The sequence below is a fragment of the Singulisphaera photorubra genome (assembly GCF_045290345.1).
Taxonomy (GTDB): domain Bacteria; phylum Planctomycetota; class Planctomycetia; order Isosphaerales; family Isosphaeraceae; genus Singulisphaera.
On the sequence record NZ_CP155447.1, the window covers coordinates 5897003 to 5918088 of the forward strand.

Sequence of the window (21086 nt, forward strand, 5' to 3'; positions counted from 1 at the left end):
AAACGGTTCGGCGGAGGAAAAATTCCCCCCGACTTCGCAGCGTTTCAGATTGAGATCCGAGAACCGCGAGAATCAAGGGACAGCCTCGATAAACCGAACCTCGGGGACGTGTGACTTCAGGGTCGCCTCGATCCCCATGGTCAGGGTATACGAGGCGGAGGAGCAACCTTGGCACGCGCCTTGCAATCGGACCTGCACAATATTGTCCTCATCGATGCCGACGAGTTCGAGGTCGCCCCCATCGGCCCGAAGTGCTGGTCGGACGTGCTCATCGAGGACAGCGGCAACTCGATCCTTCAGTTCCTGACGTCGCGGGCTCGCGTCGGTCATAAGAGGTTCCGGGCCATGTCGGATGGTGATGGTAGATGTCGTGGATACAATGCATGGACGTGGCAAACGCTCCCGAGCCGCCCGATGCGTCTCCACGTCTTGATTCCCTGGGTTTCGGCGCGCTCAATAGGCCCGGGTCCCTCCCCCGTAGCCACCGCCTCCGCCGCCATATCCGCCGCCCCGACTCCCCCCAGGACGAGGTCCGCCACCGCCACCGGGAGTTCGAGGACGCGCCTCGCTGACGTTGAGTCGGCGGCCCTGATGGTCACTGCCGTCCAGACCTTGGATGGCGGCATCCCCCTCGGCGTCGTTTACCATCTCGACGAATCCGAAGCCGCGGCTTCGACCAGTCTCGCGATCGTCCACAACCTGGGACGTGGAAACGGCTCCAAACGCTTCGAAAATCGCTTGAAGCTCTTCCGAAGTCACCGAAAAGCCAAGGTTGCCCACATAAAGCCGCTTTGCCATCACAATTGCCTAGAGCAGGCTCTCCCTTTTCAATGGATTGAACAAAAACGATGAGACTTACCTCACCCGGAAGCAACATCACCCGGGTGGGAACTATCCTCAAGTTTCGACACCTTGAGTCTCGAACGTTAAACACGGAACGTGCCCACTCTCCCCCTCCCCCGGAATCGGTTCTCGAGGCGAGAGGTGGACTCCTGACGAACTCGGACGGGGGCCTATTCAAACTTTCTTGCCCTGTTATCAGTATAAGCCTGGGGGGGGCCCCCTACAACGCAAAAGCTGCCAGAGGTACCCGCGACTCCGTCATTCCCCCCGGGGGCGGAACTCGTGGTAAATCAACCTCAGGGTGCAACAGGTGATTGCCGACGAATTACTCCATGAAACCCTCGTCTTTACAGCAGCAAATCAACACCCATCGACTCATCACTCGCCAATACGAAGGATTGAGTTCTCAAGGAAATGTGCGGGGGTGACGACCCGAGGCGTCCCAAAAAGATCATGGTTGCACGCGAGGCCTCAAGCGAGTGTCCCCTCAAGATTTCACCCTCAAGGAAACCGTCGCGACCGATGGGATCCAACGTCAACGGATAAGCCCCAGGTCCGAAAACCGCAACGCTCGGTCGAAACATTTACGGGCCAAATCAACTGCCTCGAACGCTGATTCTAAAGGGGTTTACCAATCCGAGAGCTCGACTTCAGCTTGAGGGTTTACTCCCCCATGTCGGGACACGACCGACGAAAAAACAATTCGTCTTACCCTAATAGCCGCTTCGAAAGATTTACTGTCAGCATAGCCTTTCCTTGGACCCCCTGGAGAGCTACAGTGTGACAAGCATATCCGCTAATGACCGTAATTAAGTTCCCGACAAAACTCAGTCTGCTACTTGCTTTCGGTTGTGCTTTTCGTGACCGGCGAAAAATCGCCTAAAAGCTACTCATATTTTTTATATTTCGGCTTGCAGAGATCGTAAACTTACCGGTAGTTTAACTTTCGACCATTCTCCCATTCCATTCGTCGTACTCACTGGATTCTCGCGCGGAGTCATCGGACTTCTTTTTTTCGTCATTGCCCCCGCATTCGTTTCTCGTCCACATTTCAGGCCACAAAGGATTCGACCATGAAGAAACGCCACGCTTTTACACTCATCGAGCTGTTGGTCGTCATCGCCATCATCGCCGTCTTGATCGCCCTTCTCTTGCCCGCCGTTCAGGCCGCACGAGAAGCCGCACGCCGGTCGCAGTGCGTGAATAACCTCAAGCAGCTCGGCCTGGCCATGCACAATTACGAGAGCTCAAACGGCGGTTTTCCTCCCGCGAAGATCTATTCGGCGGGCACCACGGGGACTTCCAATGACCCCGCAGGTGGGGGGCTAGTTTATAACACCACCGCCCACACGATGATCTTGAACTTCCTCGAGCAGACGGCGCTCTATAACGCCTACAACTTCAGCCGACCTTCGTGCAACGCGGTTAACGCGGGCGTCAATATGAACATCGCTGGAGGCACAGGTGCATTCCTCGGTAACACCACGGTCACAACGACCATGGTGGCCGGCTACCTCTGCCCCTCCGACATCACCCCGACTCCCTACACCTTGACTGGCCAGGCTGCGTATCCTGCCGTGAACGCGATCCGCACCAGCTACATGCTCGCTGCCAGCCAGTATTACGAGACCTACAGCGCTCGTGTTTGGGCGGGTGGCCGCCCCATCGATGAGGCCGTCTTCTCAGGATCGGATTGGTCGACCAGCATCGCTTCCATCAAGGACGGCACGAGCAATACCGTGTTTATCGGAGAATCTCGGCTCAACAAGACGGCTGCCCAATATGGGGGCTATTGGGGACAAGGGCTCTGGACGTCGACCCATGCCATGGTCTACACGCCCGCGAATGCGGCGGCCGACATCTACCTGTCCACGCTTCCCAATGCACCCGCACTCATCCGACAAGTGAGCGCCGCCAATAATCCCCAGAAACTGGGTTATGCCTGGACGTTCAGCAGCTCTCACTCCGGAGGCTTGAACATGGGCTTCGCGGACGGCAGCGTCCGATTCATCAAGAACACGATCAATCCCTACACCTGGTTTGCGATCAACACCATGCGAGCCGGTGAAATTGTCAGCAGCGATAGCTTCTGATGATTCCCACTTCAATCGCCTTCGGCCCCGTCTGGGTCGAAGGTGATTTCAGACTCGGCTCTCCCATACATGAATGATCTATCGGCTGACTTGACGAGGACGACGATGCGACAAGTGATGGTGGCCGCCCTGGCCACGTTGTTGATCGGTTGTGGCCAGTCTGGGCCGAAACTTGTTCCCATCAGTGGCACGGTGACAAACAACGGCAAGCCCGTCGAGGGGGCAAGCATCGTTTTCACACCGGATCCGTCGAACCCTCTCGCCCAACCTGCCTCCGATGTGAGCGGTCCTGACGGCAACTACAAAGCCATGACACACAACCGGTCAGGCGTGGCCCCCGGCAAGTACCGTGTCTCGGTGATCAAGGTTCCAACCCCGCCGGTGCCCGCGAACAGCTCCTTCACTGACGACCCCTTCATGGCTCAACTCTCGGCATCGCCGCCGGACGCTGTCAAGAAAAAGAATGATCCAGCGTCTGCAACGCTCGAGGGCTCCTTCGACCGTGAGGTCAGCGCTCAAGAGCCTGTCATGGACTTCGACATCAAGTCGAAATCCACGACCGCCGCCGCCGCGGAGAAGAAGTAACCTCCCAGGCGATGACGAATTCAACCTGACTCCATCGTCTGGAAACGAAGCGGGGTGGTACGGAATATTCCGTACCACCCCGCTTCGTTTCCAGACACGGACTCCTTGCCTTCCCGAGAGAGTACGCCCGGGATCGCCGGATCGGAGCCAGTCCAGGTCGACCTGTTCGTCAGGCTCGCGGCTTATCCCCCCTGCTCGCTTCATCGAGCCTGAGATTCCTCCCTGCTTTTCGCTTGCAACCCACTACGCGGACGATTACGACGTATCGCGGAACTCAATGGAACATTGCTCGCCGATCACCCGCGGATATCGTCGCAACCAGCTCGATGGGACCGATCTTGGGGACAGCCCCTTGCGGTCGGTGGCGGTCGGCGAGAGGTGTCACTACATGCCAACGCCTTTGTCTTAGACCTCGGAGTCGTCCCATGACTGCCTCGACTCGGTACACCTCACTCGCGATGCTCGGCTGGGCCCTTGCCCTCCATTCGGGGATGCCGGCCCGCGCGGCAGACGTCTCGCCTCGTTCGATCGTCAACCGGCCCGTCGTGCTTCATGCAAACGGGCCAATCGGGGCGGGGACTTTCCTGGTCGCCGAGATCAAGGGGACCATTCCTCCCGGTCTCTATTCACTCAAACACGGCGAGAGCGGCAAGGCGTCCCCGGCCGAGGTCTTCGAACACGCGGGCAAGTCTTTCATCGCCTTGACGTCCGACCAAGCCGAGGCCGACGGCACCGGCTCCTACACAATCTCGGGGCGTGAGACAACGGAGTCGGGTCTGGCGATCGCCCCCGATCGCCTCAAGGCCAAGGAAGTTCCGATCAAAACCGGGGGGCAGCCGTTCGCGACCTACATCAGCGATGACCCGTTCAAACCCTATTATTTCCCCGTCATCGGCCCGACCGGCGCCTCCTACACCCGGGCCTATCCCATGAAGTCGGTCAAAGGGGAAGACGAAGATCATCCCCATCAACGGTCATTATTCTTTACTCATGGCAATGTCAATGGATTCGATTTCTGGGCTGCCGACGCGAAAAACAAGCCCAGTCCCAAGTACGGATCGATCAAGGAAACGTCACGCACCATCCTTCACAACGGCCAGCTTGCCGCGGTCCTGCGGACGACCGACGATTGGGTCGGCCCCGACGGCAAGAAGGTTCTCGAGGACGAGCGCGTGGTCGCCTTCTACGGCCTGGGAAAGAACCGGGTCATCGACTTCGACGTGACCCTGAAGGCCACTGACGGCCCGGTGACTTTTGGCGACACCAAGGAAGGGATGTTCGGGGTTCGAGTCGCCTCGAGCATGGATCTGAAGAGCAAGACGAACTCCGGCGGCAAGATCGTCAACGCCGAGGGGATCACCGACGACGACGCCTGGGGCAAAGCCTCCCCCTGGGTCGACTACTCGGGCCCGCTGGAGGGAAAGACCGTCGGAATCGCAATCCTCAACCACCCCGATAGCTTCCGATATCCGACCACGTGGCACGTCAGGAACTACGGTCTCTTTGCCGCCAATCCGTTCGGCTGGCACGACTTCAAGCAGCCACGCTCGGGCGAGCACACCCTCCCGAACGGGGAGTCAATCCGGTTCCGTTACCGCTTGATTCTCCACTCCGGGGGCGCAGCCGAGGCCAACCTACCCGCCGAATTCCAGGCCTACGCCAAGCCACCGCGACTCGAGATCGAGTGAGTGTGAGCGCGGCCCTGCCATTCACCAGCACAAAGCGCTCGACGGGGAAGGATCCAGTTCAGCTTGCTCTGTTCGTCCCGTCGCCGACTCGAAACAATAGATCGGTCGATTTCAGAGCGAGCTTTTTCCCTGTCGGCGCATCTTCCCCGCGGCCCTCTCGAGAGTTGCTTCCATGGCGATCGGCCCTTCGCTCCTCGCGCTCCGGCGCAAGCGCCCGGGTCAAGGATCGCGCGGGCCGCTGGGGGTCCTCGTCTTCGTCGCGATGGCGATCTTTCTGGGCCCCCTGCTCTTCGACCTGTTCATGGTCATCCCCTGGCCCACTCGAAAACGCATGGGACAGGCCGTTTTCCTGGCACTGCTGGGGGTTGGTTTCCGCCGCTTACTCAGCGTGCGTCCCGGCGACGCCTGGCCAGCCCCACGTGATGAAGATCCCGTGACAGGCCGATCCGACCGAGGGTGCGTCTGGCTCCCTTGGGCGTTGCAGGTGGCAGTCGCCTCGCTGGCCTTGCCATTGCTCAGTCATCCCGAGAACCTGGGATTCGGAGACTGGGACTATTTCCTCGAAAAATTCGAGAGTATCCGTCGAGTGATCCTCGACGCGCACCAGTTTCCCTGGTGGTCTCCGTGGTGCCGGGGAGGCTTCCCCCTGGCGAGTGACCCTCAGTGTGGCGTCATCTCGATCGCCACGCCGCTGGTCCTGCTCCTGGGAACTTCCACGGGCTTGCACCTTGCGGCCGTCATCAATCTGATGATCGCCGTCGAGGGGGCGCGTCGACTCGCCTGGACCTGGTTCCGAGAGCCCTGGGCGGCGACCGCGGCGGCCCTGATCTACGGCGTCAACGGAGGCGTACTCGTCTACACCGTCGCCGGGTACTTCATCCCGATGAGCTATTGCGCTCTGCCCTGGCTCATCAACGCCGCCTTCCGGGTGGGAGACCGGCTCCGTGACGGCATCGGACTCGGCTTCTGGGCCGCCTTCAGCGTGCTGAGTGGAATCCAGTATCCCACCATCTACGGCCTGATCATCGCCGGACTCGTCTGGATTCGCGCCCTTCGCGTCCAGCCGAAACCACTCCGTGGGCGTCTCCTCTGGCACACCATCGCGGCGATCGGCGTCGGGCTCGCCCTGTCCGGCTGGCGGCTGGCCACGACCGCACTCGTCCTGGCCGACTTTCCGCGAAAGTGGCAGACGTCGTTCGACGCCTCGGTCGGCGACGTCCTTGACTGGATGCTCTACCGGCCGGGCCCCGCCGTCCTCGAGGCGGCCACCTCAACCTACTTCTGGGAAACTGCCTGCTACGTCGGACCGGTCGTCCTCCTCCTGGTCCTCATCAGCCTGGTTCAGGGCTGGCGATGGTGGCACACAATCACCCTCCTCTGTCTCTGGTTGGCCATCGGCTCGATCCGATGGACCCACGCGAGCTATTGGCTCGCGCAAGGCCCCGTCTTCTCCACGATGCATGTCGTGACCCGATGGCGGGTCCCCGCCATGCTCGGTCTTGGCCTCTCGGTTGCGAGCGTCATCGCGCACTGGCGGACGAAGGGGAACGCCCTCCACCGCGCACTGGCCGCGGGCCTGGTTCTCATCATCGCAGCCGACCTGATCGGTTACGGCCATCAGATCCTTGCCGTCGCCTCAAGCGTTGAGCCGACTGAGGAGCACTTTCCCGGTCCCCCCACTCCAACCTTGGTCAACGTCGAGAACGGCCTCGGCTACGCGGCGATGCTCAGGGGCTACGGAGTCGTCCGCGGCTATCAGCCATTGCTCGGCTACGATCGCAATCGACCCACCGCCAGGCTCTGGAAAGGCCACCCGGATTACCGTGGCGAAGCCTGGACCGACGATGCGCCCCTGAGCACCGAGTTCTGGAGCCCAAATCGAATCGTCTTCCGAACAAAGCCGGGGCAACGAATCCAGCTCAATCAAAATCCCGGCTCGTGGTGGTGGATCAATGGTACGTTGGCATTTCCGAACGAGAAATGCGCGGAGTGGACGAAACCGTTTGAGGCACAAGCCGATTCCCAAGGCCGACTGGAATTAGAGATCGTTCCCAAGGGACTTTCCCTCGGGTGGGGACTCCACGCCGCGGGCATCGCCCTGGTTCTCAGCGCGGCCATCGCCTGCCGACCGAGGCCGGGCCAGACCCTACTCACCGCCTGACTCAAGCTCAGTCGGAGTCAACCTGCGGGGAATCCGCCCCCACGTCGTTCGATCGAGTGCACGCGATGGTCGTCCGCGGTGAAACGACACCGTCGAGGGCCACGTCATGAGGCTCCACCGGAAGCGAATCGACCATCTGACAATCGAACGCGAGCGCCCATCGAGGCACGTCGTGACGAAGCGTCGGCAGAAGCCGGTCATAGTGTCCCGCACCTCGGCCGATCCGAAATCCGCGGGCGTCAAACGCAAGGCCGGGGACGAGGACCCAGTCGACCTCTTTCGGTTCGACCTCGGGGCAGCCGTCGTGCGGCTCGGGAATGCCCAGCATCCCGCGTCGGAGATCGGCGTTGAGGTCTTCAACTCGGTAGAGCCGAAGCCGCCGTTGGACCCGATCAACGCGTGGGCAGACCAGCCGCTTGCCCCGTTCCAGCGCGATCTCGAGCATCGACTGGGTCACGATCTCTTCGGGGAAGGCCGTGGCGTAGAGCAAGACCGTTCCCGAGGCATCGAACCCCGGTAGCTCCGTGAACCGAGCGGCGAGGGTCGCTTCCTGATCCTTCCGATCCGCTGGGTCGAGAGCCAGGATCCGCTCGACCATCGCCTTGCGGAGTTGTCGCTTCTGAACCCGGAGGTCCATGACTGAATGTCCTGACCGGGAAAAAAATTCGGCCCGCGATCACATCCGGAATTCCGGAAGCGAGCACGGGCACGAAAAAGGACCTCCACCGCAATGCCGTCGGAGCGCTTTTGAGAACCCGCAGTTCAAGTGGGCGCCTTAGACCTTCAGGGACAAGCCCAGAGGTAGTGAATCGGCTCCCAACGGGTTTTCATTGGTTCGCCAAAAGTACACCCCTTCTCGTACATGGCAGAGGCATGTCTGGCCGAGACCAGACAAGCGTTAGTCTAGCCACGACGGGCCTCGCCTTCAAGCAGAAAGAGCGAAAACGGCCCGACCTCACGTCTGACCGCTTCGCTGAGATCGCGGCCGGAAATCCGAGCGCTCAGGCGGCCTGTTTCGCGTGCCTGGATCGTTTCGCTCGCCCCCGGAGGCGTGCTTAAGGATGCGGTTCGGACGAGGCAATCTCGGTCCCTCTGAGCCGGACGAGTTGGTCGCGGATCCTGGCGGCCTCTTCATAGTCTTCGAGCGCCACGGCCAGCTCGAGTTGCTGCTCGAGTCGTTCCAGGGGACCGCGGGGACGGTTGCTCTCGATGTCCCGTTTCCAGCGAAGCAGGAAACCCAGTTCCATGCATTCCGCCTCGTGATCCGACTGCTCGTAGTCCTTGAGGAACGCACGGATCCCTTCGATCCCTTCATCGATATGCGAGATCGCCTGAGCGGAGTCGTTCTTCGCCAGCGAGTCGAGCGCCAATGCGCGGGTCCGCATCATCATGACGTAGGGCCGGTACTGGTCAAACTCGATCTTGTCTCGCGGTCGCGCCGCATGCCGGACCACGAAGGCGAAGAGGCGGAGATTCCGTTCAGTGTCCCGGACAACCAGGTCATATCGCTGGAGATGGAACGCCGCGAGATAACGCTGGTAATACTGTCTTCCTTCCTGCATCAGGGCTGCGCAGACGCTGATGTCCAGGAGAAGTCTTCGGCTGAGGAGCGAGCCTCGTGGAGATCCAGCAGCGACTCGTGATCGCCGGGTCGCTGGCCATCGGGCCGGCCCGACATTTCCATCTGAAGCAGACCGAGGTCCATCCGCATCTGGATCTTGTCGCGGCCGTCGTCTCCCGTGACGATCCGGACCTGCATCTCGTCCGGGTCGTGCTCCCAGCCTGCCAGGATGGGCGTGATGTCCTTGCTCAATCGATGCGCCTCCCCTGTCTTGGGCCGCGGTTCTCAGATCCTACTTTTCGTCCTCAATGAGAATTGTACGGTGACAGAGAAAGGGCGACCATCGAAGAATGGCAAAATGGAGAAGGGATAATATCCCGTTCACTTCACGCGGTAGGGGCAAGCCGGCTCGAGCTCTTGTCCAGCCCGCGGCGATCGATCCCTTGAAAACACCACGCGGCCCGCGTCGAGCCCAAAAAAAAGGGCTCGGCGCGGGCCGCGAGATGTCATACGGTCGTCAACCGATTTCGGCGCTGCGACTCAGAGTTCGTTGCCGTCGTGGATCATCGGCTCCAACTCTTTGGTATTCCGCTCAACAGCCAACACGATCGTCCGTTCTTCGACCCCATCGGGGCTGGCGGCCACCGCCGGGATGATCTGCCGGGAGTCGGGAAGGCTGAATCGAACGGTAAAGGTCCCATCAGGCCGCAACTGCACCGGTTCCCCCTGGAGAGTCACCCGAGCATTCGGTTCCGTGGTGCCGTAGACGATCAATTCCGCGTCGATCTCGAAGTGAAAATCACGGCCCAGGGAGGCCATAGCTCCCGTACCGAGACTCTGGAGAGACAGTCCTTGCATCGGCCGTCGAAGTCGCTCCTCGAACAGGTCGCGGAGGTCGTTGGAGCCTGCAGGGTGACCGGTGTTTCCTCCCGATTGGCTGTAGATCTTCTGGAACTGCTCCTGAACACTGGCCCAGTTCTCGTCCAGCACGTCGGAGACACCCGCTTTGGGCGTACTGACGACGTTCGACCGCGCCAAGACGAAAAACTTGCCGCGGCGGGCGAGGTAGCCAATATCGATCCGATACGACCGCGGAGGCGACGTCACGTCGATGTACCAGTTGTTCACACCACCGTGAATCTCGATGTCGCGAACGTGCCGCTCCGACGCCGAGGTGGTGTCTTCGCTGGTGACGTCCACCACACGGAGGATCGGCCTGGCCGTATGCCAGTCTTGGCCGAGTGCCGCCTGGGCACGTGCCAACGTCGAACGACTCAACTCCCAGTAGGCATGAAGCCAGTACGGATCGCGGACCATGGCAATGATCCGGTCCTTCACACAGGCGTGATCAAGTGACCGGGGCGGAACGACCGTCAACGGCCGGGCGGGGGCTGAGGGCACAGGCAACTTGCGTGACGAGGTCGGACTGATCTCCACTGACGGAACCGATTTAACCGCGGACTTGCCGGCTGATTTCTTGGGCGTCGTGGCGGAAACGGATAACGCCTTGATCAGTTGATCCTTGCGCATCGCATGCCAACCAACAATCCCTTGATCTTTGGCTAACTGTGCCAAATACTTCTTATTGCAGTCCTTGAGCGTATCGACGGTCATGCGGGCCACTCCGTCTCTATCCGCGGGGTCCAGAGCGAACGCGGATTCGGACAAGGAACGTGGATCATCCCTGAGTAGGCCGATCCGGAAAACTCCATGCCTCCCGGACTGAGGAAACATCCAGACGGCCACTACACAGACAAAAGGAGTGAGGCGATGCGACCCAAGGCCCGCGTTCGAATGCCCATCAAACGAATAAAAGGCGGCACTCTCGCCCGTCAATTCACGGGAAGAGGCCGCCTTTCACTTTGATCGGATCCGGAGCGCAAGGGTGACATTATATGCTGGTCCCCACTCTGGCTCGTACCGGACTAATACGTAGCAACTCGCTTCGTAGGTCATAACAAATCCCAACCCCACTGTCAAACAAAAATCCCTTCCAAGTGTCCGACCGTGGACAAAGCCGCAAATCTGTAACATTCCGAACCCAACGCATCACCGCTCTATCTCCCTCCTCACGAACTCCCCAAGACCTGGCTACGCAACACAATCGACGACATTGTGAAAAATTTCTCGAAGATTGTATCTGAGGAGTTGACAGGCCAAAACCGGCGGGTATAAATGATTCCGATATGGTTGGTTCGCCATTGCCGCGAGGACTCCCGGTCGATTCGGGTACTTCTGGGTCTCGCCCTCCGTCACTGACGAAATGAGGGCGCGGGAGGCGATTGTGAGCCAGCCTGAGCCTCGCTCGCGATTATCCGTCGGAATGCAGTGGGCCTCCCGGATCTCAACCATCGGGTTGGAGTTCGCGCTCCCGCCTTTGATGGGTGCGGGACTCGATCGCTGGTTGCGAACGAGTCCTTTGGCGACCCTGATCGGGGCGGTCCTTGGCTTTGCCGTCGGAATGATGCACCTCCTCCGGATCGCTCGCGAAGGATCCCGATTGTAAGGGTGGGCACTTTCCCTGGTCAAAGGGGAAGGTCGAACGGGTTGGCCTGGCGGGAGAGCCCGTCGTGCCAGCCGCGGTGACGTGTCGATCGCTGTCGCGGATTTTGATGAGAGAACAGGATCAAAGCAGCCATGCCTGAGCACGGTCACAGTCCACTCAGCCACGTCGTGGATCATCCCACCCTGGAATTACCCCATTGGCAAGGCCCGACCTATTCGCTGGAGCTGGAGCTACCGCGGATTGCCGGTCTGCAGCTGACGCGGTTCATGGTCACCGAGGTGATCGCCGCGCTCTTGATGCTGCTGATCCTCCCGTTCGTGGTGAGACAGATCCGCAAAACGCCGGTCTCACGTGGTTGGTTCGTGAATCTATTTGAGTCGCTGCTCCTTTTCATTCGTGACCAGGTCGCGAGGCCCGCGATCGGCGGACACGGAGCCGACAAGTTTCTGCCTTTCTTGTGGACCCTTTTCTTCTTCATCCTGTTCAACAACTTGCTGGGGCTGGTGCCGGGCATGGCATCGGCGACGGGAAATATCAACGTCACGGCGGTGCTGGCCTTGATGACGCTCGGCACCGTGGTGCTGGCGGGAACGCGAGAGATGGGGGTGGCTGGATTCTGGATCGGAATCGTGCCGCACCTCGACGTCCCTTGGTGGCTGAAGCCGCCGCTCTGGGGCTTGATGTTCGTGATTGAAGTCGCCGGCCTCTTGATTCGCCACGTCGTGTTGGCGGTTCGTTTGTTTGCGAATATGTTCGCCGGGCACGTCGTGCTGGCGGTCATCCTTGGATTCATCGTCATGGCCGAAGGGTTTATCTTCTGGCCGGTGATGGGGGCAAGCGTCTTTGGCTTGATTCTCTTGAGCCTTCTCGAAATGTTCGTTGCGTTCTTGCAAGCGTATATTTTCACCTTCTTGTCCGCATTGTTCATCGGCTCGGCGGTCCACCCGCACTGAGCCGGGACAAGAGCGGTTGTACGGGTGGTCGTGTCACCCGGGGCGGGAGCCATTTCGGCCGCCGTCCCTTTCAACACGGCGGGCCGGACACGGCACCCGCAGCTTCTCCCCTCAAGTGAGACCATCTAGGAGACAAAGGTCCGATGAAATTCGTTAAGTCCGCCGTCCTGGCCTTCGGCCTGCTTCTGCTCGCTCAGGGTTCCGCTTCCGCCCAGACCGCTGTTCCCGAACCCGTCCGGGCGCCGAGTGCCCCCTTCGCGGATCTCCGGGCCATCGGTGTCGCCCTCGTGATCATGGGAGCCGCCTACGGGATCGGCAGCCTGACCAAGTCGGCCGTCGAGAGCATGGCACGCCAGCCCGAAACGGCCGGCAACATCCAGACGGCGATGATCATCTCGGCCGCGCTCATCGAAGGTGTGACCTTCTTCGCGCTGATCATCATCTTGCTGCAAACGTACTGAGCGAACGATCGGCGGAACGTTCGGACCACGAGCCGTCGGACCGGTGGCTCTCGACCTGTGTCGAGGGTCATCCGGTCGTCTCCCTCGACCTACCACGGTCGTTGGGCGGGTCGCACTGAACCATTCACGAGGTCCTCATCCATGCCCCGGCAACTGATTGCGGCCATTGCCTTGATGGCCTTGGCATTCGGACCGCTCGCCCGGGCGGCCGATACCGCCAAACCCTCCGACGCCCATAACACCGAGGCTCGCGCACATAATGGTGCGGCCGCGGGGGCCGGTGAGAGCCATGCTCCCTCGGGTCATGCGGGGGAAGCGACACCGAATATTCTGGAACCGCAGCCGTCCATGGCAATCTGGACGGTCGTCGTCTTCCTGGGACTCCTGTTCGTTCTGGGCAAATTTGCCTGGAAGCCCCTTTTGCTCGCGCTCCACCAGCGTGAAGAGCACCTTGAACACGTCTTGCTCGACACCGAACGCGCCCGCAATGAGGCTGAGAAGCTGCTTGCGGAGCACCGCCGCCAGGTGGCCGAGGCCGAGGCATCCGCTCGCGCCCTGATCGAAGAAGCCCGGACCCAGGCCCGGACCACCGCCGAGGAGATCATCCAGAAGGCGCGGGCCGAGGCTGAACTTGAGCAGAAACGAGCACGGCACGAAATCGAGACGGCACGCGACCAGGCGCTTTCCGAGATCTGGACCAAGACCGCCGACCTGGCTGTCTCGGTAGCGGGCAAGGTCCTCGCCAAGGACCTCAGCGGTGATGACCATCGCCGCCTCGTCGCCTCCGCGATGAGCGAGTTGCCGGTGGTGGGTAACGGTCAAGGGAGCCACTCCGCATGACCGCCGCTGACACCGCCGCGACCCCAACGGCGTTCGGGACCGTCCTCGAAGACGTCCCTCAGGTGACTCGCTCTTACTCCGAGGCACTGGTCAACGCCACTGAGAAAACGGGGCAAGTCGACGAGGTCCTCGACGAGCTCGACGCGATCTTCGCCGAGGTGCTTGGGGCGGACACCGAGTTCGCCGCGGTCCTGGCCTCGCCGCTCGTTTCGCCCGCTGACAAGGACCGGATCCTCGTCTCCGTGTTCGAGGGTCGTGTCCACCCGACGGTCATTAATTTCCTCCGTGTGCTCAACCGCCACGGTCGCCTCGGGTCTTTGGCCGCCACCGCCAGGGCCGCCCGGGCGCTCTGGGACAAGCGACAGAACCGCCGGCCGGTTCTCGTCCGGACCGCGGTTCCGCTCGACGACGCCCAGCAAGACGCGCTCCGCGAACATCTCGGCCGAATGCTCAACGCGACGCCTCTCGTCAAGCTCGAGGTCGACCCGTCCCTGATTGGTGGGATGGTCATCCAACTTGATGACGACGTGTACGACGCCTCGATCCGGAACCGCCTCGAACAGCTTCGCCAACGACTGATCGAAGGAAAGACGCATGAAATTCAAAGCCGACGAAATCACTTCAGTGATTCAGAGTGAGATCGAGCAGTTCCAGGCCCAGGTCACCCGGACCGAGGTCGGCCGCGTGCTCGAAGTTGGCGACGGCATCGCGCGGATCCACGGCCTCTCGGGCGTGATGACCGGCGAGATGGTCGCGTTCGATAACGGCGTGAAGGGCATGGCACTCAACCTCGAGGAATCGTCGGTCGGCGTGATCATCCTCGGGGATTACACGACGATCCACGAAGGGGAGACCGTCACGGCGACCGGGCAGTTGCTCCGCGTTCCCGTGGGCGAGGCCTTGATCGGCCGCGTCGTCAACCCGTTGGGTGAGCCGATCGACAACAAGGGACCGATCGTCACCGACAAGTCCCGTCTCGTCGAATCGCCGGCCCCCGGGATCGTCGACCGCCAACCCGTCGAAGAGCCGATGCAGACCGGGATCAAGGCGATCGACGCCATGACGCCGATCGGCCGCGGTCAGCGCGAGTTGATCATCGGCGACCGCAAGACGGGCAAGACCGCCATCGCGATCGACGCGATCATCAACCAAAAGGGCAAAGGCGTCATCTGCGTCTATGTCGCCGTTTCCCAGAAGGAATCGACGACGGCAGCCCTGGTTGACGTCCTCCGCCGCCACGGCGCGATGGATTACACGATCGTCGTCTCGGCCGGTGCCAGCGACCCGTCGCCGCTCCAGTACATCGCCCCGTACGCCGGCTGCGCCATGGCCGAGTACTTCATGTACGAGAAGGGGGGCGCGACCCTGGTCGTTTATGACGACTTGTCGAAGCAGGCCGTCTCGTACCGTGAAATCTCCCTCTTGCTCCGCCGCCCGCCGGGTCGCGAAGCGTACCCCGGCGACGTCTTCTACGCGCACTCCCGCCTTCTGGAGCGTTCGGCGAAGCTGGCCAACAAGTACGTGATCGTCCCCGACCACGCGCCCACCGAGACCGAAACGGTCACGGAAGAGTGGGGCGTCAACAAGAAGGTCTACCTCGGCGTTCCGGGCCTGGAAGAGGCCAAGCACGAGCTCAAGGAACACTATGCCCAAGGGCATAAGGTCGTGAAGACGACGACCTCCGGTGGCTCGCTCACCGCCCTGCCCTTGATCGAAACGCTGGAAGGTGAGGTTTCCGCCTACATCCCGACCAACGTGATCTCGATCACCGACGGCCAGATCTACCTTCAGCCCGACCTCTTCTTCGCGGGGGTTCGTCCCGCCGTCGACGTCGGCATCAGCGTCTCTCGGGTCGGTGGTAAGGCCCAGATTCCGGCGATGAAGAAGGTGGCGGGCAGCTTGCGGCTCGACCTGGCGGCCTTCCGTGAGTTGGAAGCGTTCGCTCAGCTCGGTACCGAGCTCGATAAGGCGACCCAGCAGCAGCTCGATCGCGGTTACCGCATGGTTGAACTGCTCAAGCAGCCGCAGTATCAGCCGATGGAGGCGATCGACCAGGCGATGAGCCTGTTCGCCGGCTCTGAAGGTTACCTCGACGATGTGCCGATCAAAGAGGTTTCCCGCTGGGAGCAGGAGTTCCTGGCGTTCGTCCGCGACCATCGCTCGGGCGTCCGGGCTCGCCTCGACAAAGAGCAGAAGCTCTCCGACGCGATCATCGTGGACCTGAAGGCGGCGCTGACCGAGTTCAAGGCGCTTTATCGCTCGCCCGCCTCGAAGACCCCGGCTCTGGCCGGCGCAGGGGCCTGACGACGATTGCTTCCGGAAACGGTTCGGTGACCGGCTGCGGTGGAGACTCGTTTCGGAGTCTCCACCGCAGCTGGAAATCGACTCCCTGAATTCATAGCGGATCATCCCAGCTTCCACGAGACCCACCGATGGCCAAGGCCCGAGCGATCGTCAAGCGCCGCAAGTCGGTGCAAAACATTCGCAAGATCACCCGGACGATGGAGCTGATCGCCACCGCCCGGTTCAAGAAGGCGCTCGATCGCGCCACCGAGGCTGAGGCGTACACGCGCAAAATTGCCGAGCTGGTGGCCAACCTGGGTGCCACTTCGCTCGACGTCACGCACCCCTTGCTCGAGGTGCGTGAGCCGGTGCGTCGCTCGCTCCTCCTGGTTCTCTCCAGCAACCGAGGTCTGGCCGGCGGTTACAACGGCAACGTCCTGCGAGTCGCCACTCGGGTCCTCCAGGACAACGAGGCGGAAGGGATCCCGACCACCTTGGAAGTGGCTGGCAAGCGCGGGATCAACTACTTCCGGTTCCGCGGCACCCCGGCCGAAACCTCGTACACCCAGTTTGAAGACCGGCCGCAATTCGACGAGATCGAGACGCTGGCCAACAAGTACATTGGGATGTACATCAAGGGAGAGATCGATCGACTCGACGTCTCCTACACCCAGTTCGTCACCAGCTCCCGCCAGACGGCCGTCGTCCAAACCCTCTTGCCGATGACCACGGCGCAGGTTGCGGAAGCGACCGCGTCGGTTCGACAGGCGAAGCCGGCGACACCGGTCGGCGGCCCGGCGGCGGCCTCAAAGGCCCAGGCTGTCCCCTACGAGTTCTTGCCCGACTCCAAGAGCATCCTCGAGGAGATCGTGCCGGTCTCGTTCAAGGTCCGGCTCTTCAAGTGCTTCCTCGACGCGGCCGTCAGCGAGCAGATCGCGCGAATGGTTGCCATGCGAGGGGCGACCGAAAACGCCGACGACATGATCAAGTCGCTGACCCGGCTCTACAATCGTGCCCGACAGGCGCAGATCACTCGCGAACTGGCCGAGCTCATCGGCGGTGCCGCGGCTCTCGAATAAGAAGATGAACTCAACTCACCACAACGACGCAATAGACGAAAGTCTCCCTTATCCCTGCGTCGTGGATCTCAGGGTCGTTGTGGTGAATCCCTGATGATCAACTACCCGACAGGGGATAGCCCAATGGCCACCGCGACTGCGTATGGACGGATTTCCCAGGTGATCGGCTCGACGTTCGACGTCGAGTTCGAGGATGGGCACCTGCCCAACATCTTCAACGCTTTGACGGTTGATTCCGAGCAAAAAGGTGTCCGGGTCAGCCTGACCGGAGAGGTCCAGCAGCAACTCGGCGGTAACCGGGTGCGTTGCGTGGCCCTGGGCTCGACCGACGGCCTGGTCCGCGGAATGGCCGTGGTCGACACCGGCGGACCGGTCTCCGTCCCCGTCGGCAAGGAAACCCTCGGGCGGGTGTTCAACCTGCTCGGACAGCCGATCGACGGGCGCGGCCCGGTGCCGACCTCCGAGCACTGGCCGATTCACCGTAACCCCCCGGCGTTCGACTCCTTGTCGCCGAAGACCGAGGTCTTCGAGACCGGCATCAAGGTCGTCGACCTGCTGACGCCGTTCGTCCGCGGCGGCAAGATCGGCCTCTTCGGAGGTGCCGGGCTGGGCAAGACGGTCATTCTCACCGAGCTGATCGCTCGTATCGCCAAGGTCCATAGCGGCTACTCCGTGTTCGCCGGAGTCGGCGAACGGACCCGCGAAGGGAACGACCTCTGGCTCGAAATGCAGGACACCAAGATCGGTGCCACCGGCAAGTCGGTCATCGATAGCACTGTCATGTGCTTCGGCCAGATGAACGAGCCCCCCGGCGCCCGACTTCGCGTCGCCCTCTCGGCCCTGACCATGGCCGAGTGGTTCCGCGACTCGACCGGTGCCGATACCCTGCTCTTCATCGACAACATCTTCCGGTTCAGCCAGGCAGGTAGCGAAGTCTCCGCGCTCCTCGGCCGCATGCCGTCGAACGTGGGCTATCAGCCGACCCTGGCGAGCGAGATGGGTGCCCTGCAAGAGCGGATCACGTCGACCAGCAAGGGGGCCATCACCTCGGTGCAGGCCGTCTACGTTCCGGCCGACGACTACACGGACCCGGCTCCGGCCACGACCTTCGGCTTCCTCGACGCCTTCATCGTGCTCCAGCGCTCCATCGCCGAGAAGGGGATTTTCCCGGCGGTCGATCCCCTCGGCTCGACCTCGCGTATTCTCGACGCCCAGTACATTGGCCAAGAGCACTACGACGTCGCCCGTCGCGTCCAGTCCATCCTTCAGCGCTATCGCGAGCTTCGTGACATCATCGCGATCCTCGGCGTCGACGAACTGTCCGAAGAGGACAAGACGATCGTCCATCGCGCTCGCCGGCTCGAACGGTTCTTCTCGCAGCCCTTCTTCGTAGCCGAGCCGTTCACCAACAAGGCCGGTCAGTACACGCCGCTCGCCGATACGATCCGAAGCTTTCAGGAAATCTGCGACGGCAAGTGGGACCACCTCCCTGAAGGGGCCTTCCTCTACGTCGGTTCGGTGGATCAGGCCGAAGAACAAGCCAAGCGAATGGCGCGCTGAGCGCAGTCGACCCCGTTGCGGATATTCCAGGAGCGTGCCTCGCGATGGCTACCCACGAGACGATGGAGCCGGTCAGCAAGACCGGCAAGAAACAGGGCGACCGGCTCCAGTGCGTGGTCGTCACCCCCGAACGCACGCTGTTCGACCAGCTCGTCGACTTCGTCGTCCTGCCGCTCTATGACGGCGAACTCGGGATCCTTCCCGGCCGATCTCCCTTGATCGGCCGGCTCGGCTACGGCGAGCTGCGGACCAAGAGCGACGGGAGCACCCAACATTACTTCATCGACGGCGGCTTTGCCGAAGTCCGTGACGATGTGGTGACCGTGCTCACCAACCGTGCGATCCCCGCCGCCAAGCTCGATACCGCGGCCGCGGCCCGCGAGCTCGAGCAGGCCCAAGCCCAACGGGCCGCAACCGACTTCGAACAGGCCGAGAAGGAGAAAGCGATCTCCCGGGCTCGGGCCCAGCTCCACATCGGCACGACCAAGGCATAAGCTCATTGCCTGCAAGCGACAGAGCCTATTCCTCCTCGTTCGTCCCTCAAGGGCGAATGGGGAAGAGTAGGCTCTCTTGTCTTTGGGCCTTGGTAAGGAATTCAACCAGAATTCCGAGATCCCGCGTTTTCCACTCGTCTCATTCGATTGCAGAGATGATCCCTACACTGGGGTTATCGTCGGCATTCGCACCCCGAAAAAATTCGGGGTCTGCGAGAGCAAACGGGTCGACCAGTCATCTCCCGTCCAGGCGTGGTGGATGGTGGTCACCTCGTTCCCCTCGAGCTCGATCTGGAGAAATCCAGGGGGCCGGAGGCCGGTCGGGTCGCGCAGGAGCGGAGCGCCGGCGTTCAGGCAGATCTGATCGGGCAAGGCTTCGGGCACAAACGACCAGGCTGCATGGACATGTCCACAGCAGTAGAGATGCCGGCCCACCGTCGCCAGCCAGGCTGCGACCTCCGCCGCGTTCGTCATCCGCTTGGGCCCCAGTTCGACGACGTAAGGCGCCGGCGCGGCCAGGGGATAATGGCAGGCGACGAGCAAACGCTTCGGCACCGGGCTCGACCCGTTCGTCAGCTCGCGAGCCCGATCCAGTTGCTCCGGCGGAAGAAAACCGCGGGCCGAGAGGTGCGAGCGGGTCGCGTCCAGGCCAAGGATGGCGGTCTCTTCGTCGAGTTGGCGAAGCCAGGGATACGGCCCTGGTGGCGCGAACATCCCGAACCATTCCTCAAACAGGCGATAGCGCACCGAACCCGTCGTGTAGCGATCGTGGTTGCCCGGAATCACCGTCACCCGGGTCGAGTCGAGGAGGAGTTCGGCCAAGGCCGATCTTGCCTCACGAAACTCGTCGGCCAAGGCGGTCGTGGTCAGGTCCCCTGTAATCAGAACATGATCGGGGGTAAGCTCCAACACCCGCGTGACGACTTCGTGCAGCCGTTCCAGGCGAAACTTCCCAGCGCGCCCCGCGATCAGGCTGAACATGCCGACCGCCCGCTTGTTCAGCAACCGGAGTGGGTTGAACGCATAGCGCCAAACGTGGATGTCGGAAAGGTGAATGATCCGCAAGCCGCCCCCCTTCCACCCCCGCGTCGAGCTACAAGTGCCAGCCGATCCAGCCCACGAGCACATCATAAGCAGAATGTGTGCCAACCGCGACACCGAACCCGCGGACGACGAAGACCCAGGCGAAATAGACTCCGGCCAGCCATCGGAAGATGAATGCGAACCACGTAAACGCTTCTCCGGGACTCCCCGCGTGATGCGCCAGCGAGAAAAGCAATGCCGAGGTGGTCACCGCGATGGAGCTTGCCAAAACGGTCGGCGTCTGCAAAAGTCGAAGGATCCCGAAGAACAAGGGGACCAGCGCCAACCGGAAAAGCGCTTCCTCGTAGACGCCTGCTCCGAGAAACCCGATGAGAGGCGCGGCGGGATGTGGCTGGGGGACGGAGTCGATCGCCAGGGACGCGATTGGAGCGGAAGCCTGCTCCAAGCAGGTGAAACCGATGTCCACGACCCGACTCAAGCCAACCAGGGCGATCGCCAGGAGAACGCTCTCCAGGGCCATGCCGACCAGCGAGGAGGGCGAGAACTTCCAGTCACGCGGATTGGCGGCATGCCAGAGGAGCAAGGCAACAACCAGGCAGAAGGGGAGAAACCAATGATCGGTCAGCCCCACCCTGGCCAGGACGTGTCGCATCCAGGCATCGGCACCCGTCCGAAACGAGACAGCCGACTTGCCTCCCAGCCAGAGCACGCCGAACTCATAGGCCAGTAAAATCGGCGCGACGAAGGCCAAACAGGGGAGCGGCCTCCGCGTGAGCTGCCAGTAGGAACGCCGATCCTCGACAGCCGGCCTCTCGGTTTCGCCCCACCAATGGTGGTCGTAACCGAAACGGGAACGGCGCCGACCGGGCGGCGGGACTTGTCGGGTCGAGGTACGCACATCCGAAGAATTCGACAAGCACTCTTGAAAAATCCAA

Annotated in this window: 21 protein-coding genes and 1 other RNA gene; 13 read left to right on the forward strand and 9 right to left on the reverse strand. The window is 61.7% G+C overall.

All coding sequences use genetic code 11. The features are described 5' to 3' along the window. Positions 1 to 72: 72 nt before the first annotated feature. Together V5E97_RS22240 and V5E97_RS22245 are read right to left on the reverse strand one after the other, a co-directional pair. The gene (locus V5E97_RS22240) at positions 73 to 330 is read right to left on the reverse strand and encodes a NifU family protein (protein WP_406693728.1); all 258 of its coding nucleotides are present in this window, start codon (positions 328 to 330) and stop codon (positions 73 to 75) included. Between the two features lie 123 nt (positions 331 to 453). Beyond that, positions 454 to 798, reverse strand: a complete 345-nt coding sequence (locus V5E97_RS22245; protein ID WP_406693729.1) for an RNA recognition motif domain-containing protein — start codon at positions 796 to 798, stop codon at positions 454 to 456. 1118 nt (positions 799 to 1916) lie between these two features. Here V5E97_RS22245 and V5E97_RS22250 point away from each other — a divergent pair. From V5E97_RS22250 to V5E97_RS22265, 4 genes are all read left to right on the forward strand, one after another. Beyond that, positions 1917 to 2936 (forward strand): DUF1559 family PulG-like putative transporter, encoded by a 1020-nt coding sequence (locus tag V5E97_RS22250; protein WP_406693730.1) that lies wholly within the window; start codon positions 1917 to 1919, stop codon positions 2934 to 2936. Between the two features lie 105 nt (positions 2937 to 3041). Next, positions 3042 to 3521, forward strand: a complete 480-nt coding sequence (locus V5E97_RS22255) for a carboxypeptidase-like regulatory domain-containing protein (protein WP_406693731.1) — start codon at positions 3042 to 3044, stop codon at positions 3519 to 3521. A 425-nt stretch (positions 3522 to 3946) separates the two neighbouring features. Beyond that, on the forward strand, positions 3947 to 5209 hold the full coding sequence (locus V5E97_RS22260) for a DUF6807 domain-containing protein (protein ID WP_406693732.1): 1263 nt from the start codon (positions 3947 to 3949) through the stop codon (positions 5207 to 5209). Between the two features lie 172 nt (positions 5210 to 5381). Continuing rightward, entirely contained in the window at positions 5382 to 7370 is a 1989-nt protein-coding gene (locus V5E97_RS22265) for a hypothetical protein (protein WP_406693733.1), read from the forward strand. 7 nt (positions 7371 to 7377) lie between these two features. Here the strand turns inward: V5E97_RS22265 and V5E97_RS22270 are convergent, their stop codons facing one another. From V5E97_RS22270 to V5E97_RS22290, 5 genes are all read right to left on the reverse strand, one after another. Then, entirely contained in the window at positions 7378 to 8007 is a 630-nt protein-coding gene (locus V5E97_RS22270; protein WP_406693734.1) for a 5-formyltetrahydrofolate cyclo-ligase, read from the reverse strand. Between the two features lie 78 nt (positions 8008 to 8085). Further along, a non-coding RNA gene (gene ssrS / locus V5E97_RS22275) (6S RNA) lies at positions 8086 to 8245 on the reverse strand. A gap of 180 nt (positions 8246 to 8425) precedes the next feature. Then, entirely contained in the window at positions 8426 to 8932 is a 507-nt protein-coding gene (locus V5E97_RS22280) for a UvrB/UvrC motif-containing protein (protein WP_406693735.1), read from the reverse strand. Then, complete coding sequence (locus V5E97_RS22285) at positions 8932 to 9183, reverse strand: hypothetical protein (protein WP_406693736.1); 252 nt, start codon at positions 9181 to 9183, stop codon at positions 8932 to 8934. Before V5E97_RS22285 ends, V5E97_RS22280 begins: the two co-directional genes overlap by 1 nt. A gap of 288 nt (positions 9184 to 9471) precedes the next feature. Beyond that, on the reverse strand, positions 9472 to 10545 hold the full coding sequence (locus V5E97_RS22290) for a DUF4912 domain-containing protein (protein WP_406693737.1): 1074 nt from the start codon (positions 10543 to 10545) through the stop codon (positions 9472 to 9474). A gap of 670 nt (positions 10546 to 11215) precedes the next feature. On the opposite strand from V5E97_RS22290, the gene V5E97_RS22295 reads away from it, so the two are divergent. The 9 genes from V5E97_RS22295 (at position 11216) to atpC (ending at position 19107) form a co-directional block, all read left to right on the forward strand. Then, positions 11216 to 11437, forward strand: coding sequence for an AtpZ/AtpI family protein (locus tag V5E97_RS22295; protein WP_406693738.1), 222 nt, complete (start codon positions 11216 to 11218; stop codon positions 11435 to 11437). Positions 11438 to 11568: 131 nt separating this feature from the next. Further along, complete coding sequence (atpB, locus tag V5E97_RS22300) at positions 11569 to 12390, forward strand: F0F1 ATP synthase subunit A (RefSeq protein WP_406693739.1); 822 nt, start codon at positions 11569 to 11571, stop codon at positions 12388 to 12390. 143 nt (positions 12391 to 12533) lie between these two features. Continuing rightward, entirely contained in the window at positions 12534 to 12851 is a 318-nt protein-coding gene (atpE, locus tag V5E97_RS22305; RefSeq protein ID WP_406693740.1) for an ATP synthase F0 subunit C, read from the forward strand. Between the two features lie 141 nt (positions 12852 to 12992). Next, positions 12993 to 13691 carry a F0F1 ATP synthase subunit B gene (gene atpF, locus V5E97_RS22310; protein WP_406693742.1) on the forward strand — a complete coding sequence of 233 codons (699 nt, stop codon included), beginning with the start codon at positions 12993 to 12995 and terminating at the stop codon, positions 13689 to 13691. After that, positions 13688 to 14329 (forward strand): ATP synthase F1 subunit delta, encoded by a 642-nt coding sequence (gene atpH, locus V5E97_RS22315; protein ID WP_406693743.1) that lies wholly within the window; start codon positions 13688 to 13690, stop codon positions 14327 to 14329. Before atpF ends, atpH begins: the two co-directional genes overlap by 4 nt. Further along, positions 14286 to 15995 carry a F0F1 ATP synthase subunit alpha gene (atpA, locus tag V5E97_RS22320; RefSeq protein ID WP_406693744.1) on the forward strand — a complete coding sequence of 570 codons (1710 nt, stop codon included), beginning with the start codon at positions 14286 to 14288 and terminating at the stop codon, positions 15993 to 15995. Before atpH ends, atpA begins: the two co-directional genes overlap by 44 nt. Positions 15996 to 16123: 128 nt before the next feature. Continuing rightward, complete coding sequence (gene atpG / locus V5E97_RS22325; RefSeq protein ID WP_406693745.1) at positions 16124 to 17053, forward strand: ATP synthase F1 subunit gamma; 930 nt, start codon at positions 16124 to 16126, stop codon at positions 17051 to 17053. A 123-nt stretch (positions 17054 to 17176) separates the two neighbouring features. Then, positions 17177 to 18613 carry a F0F1 ATP synthase subunit beta gene (gene atpD, locus V5E97_RS22330; RefSeq protein WP_406693746.1) on the forward strand — a complete coding sequence of 479 codons (1437 nt, stop codon included), beginning with the start codon at positions 17177 to 17179 and terminating at the stop codon, positions 18611 to 18613. 44 nt (positions 18614 to 18657) lie between these two features. Further along, complete coding sequence (atpC, locus tag V5E97_RS22335) at positions 18658 to 19107, forward strand: ATP synthase F1 subunit epsilon (RefSeq protein ID WP_406693747.1); 450 nt, start codon at positions 18658 to 18660, stop codon at positions 19105 to 19107. A 162-nt stretch (positions 19108 to 19269) separates the two neighbouring features. On the opposite strand, the gene V5E97_RS22340 is transcribed toward atpC, so the two are convergent. After that, on the reverse strand, positions 19270 to 20172 hold the full coding sequence (locus V5E97_RS22340; protein WP_406693749.1) for a metallophosphoesterase family protein: 903 nt from the start codon (positions 20170 to 20172) through the stop codon (positions 19270 to 19272). 28 nt (positions 20173 to 20200) lie between these two features. Next, positions 20201 to 21049, reverse strand: a complete 849-nt coding sequence (locus tag V5E97_RS22345; RefSeq protein WP_406693750.1) for a CPBP family intramembrane glutamic endopeptidase — start codon at positions 21047 to 21049, stop codon at positions 20201 to 20203. Positions 21050 to 21086: the final 37 nt, after the last annotated feature.

Bases quoted from the DNA above. Each gene is read 5' to 3' on its own strand.
- atpD (WP_406693746.1), top strand. From the start codon at position 17,177: ATGGCCACCGCGACTGCGTATGGACGGATTTCCCAGGTGATCGGCTCG.
- atpB (WP_406693739.1), top strand. From the start codon at position 11,569: ATGCCTGAGCACGGTCACAGTCCACTCAGCCACGTCGTGGATCATCCC.
- V5E97_RS22290 (WP_406693737.1), bottom strand. From the start codon at position 10,545: ATGACCGTCGATACGCTCAAGGACTGCAATAAGAAGTATTTGGCACAG.
- V5E97_RS22280 (WP_406693735.1), bottom strand. From the start codon at position 8,932: ATGCAGGAAGGAAGACAGTATTACCAGCGTTATCTCGCGGCGTTCCAT.
- V5E97_RS22255 (WP_406693731.1), top strand. From the start codon at position 3,042: ATGCGACAAGTGATGGTGGCCGCCCTGGCCACGTTGTTGATCGGTTGT.
- atpC (WP_406693747.1), top strand. From the start codon at position 18,658: ATGGCTACCCACGAGACGATGGAGCCGGTCAGCAAGACCGGCAAGAAA.
- atpG (WP_406693745.1), top strand. From the start codon at position 16,124: ATGGCCAAGGCCCGAGCGATCGTCAAGCGCCGCAAGTCGGTGCAAAAC.
- V5E97_RS22270 (WP_406693734.1), bottom strand. From the start codon at position 8,007: ATGGACCTCCGGGTTCAGAAGCGACAACTCCGCAAGGCGATGGTCGAG.
- V5E97_RS22260 (WP_406693732.1), top strand. From the start codon at position 3,947: ATGACTGCCTCGACTCGGTACACCTCACTCGCGATGCTCGGCTGGGCC.
- atpE (WP_406693740.1), top strand. From the start codon at position 12,534: ATGAAATTCGTTAAGTCCGCCGTCCTGGCCTTCGGCCTGCTTCTGCTC.
- atpF (WP_406693742.1), top strand. From the start codon at position 12,993: ATGCCCCGGCAACTGATTGCGGCCATTGCCTTGATGGCCTTGGCATTC.
- V5E97_RS22245 (WP_406693729.1), bottom strand. From the start codon at position 798: ATGGCAAAGCGGCTTTATGTGGGCAACCTTGGCTTTTCGGTGACTTCG.
- atpH (WP_406693743.1), top strand. From the start codon at position 13,688: ATGACCGCCGCTGACACCGCCGCGACCCCAACGGCGTTCGGGACCGTC.
- V5E97_RS22240 (WP_406693728.1), bottom strand. From the start codon at position 330: ATGACCGACGCGAGCCCGCGACGTCAGGAACTGAAGGATCGAGTTGCC.
- atpA (WP_406693744.1), top strand. From the start codon at position 14,286: ATGAAATTCAAAGCCGACGAAATCACTTCAGTGATTCAGAGTGAGATC.
- V5E97_RS22265 (WP_406693733.1), top strand. From the start codon at position 5,382: ATGGCGATCGGCCCTTCGCTCCTCGCGCTCCGGCGCAAGCGCCCGGGT.
- V5E97_RS22250 (WP_406693730.1), top strand. From the start codon at position 1,917: ATGAAGAAACGCCACGCTTTTACACTCATCGAGCTGTTGGTCGTCATC.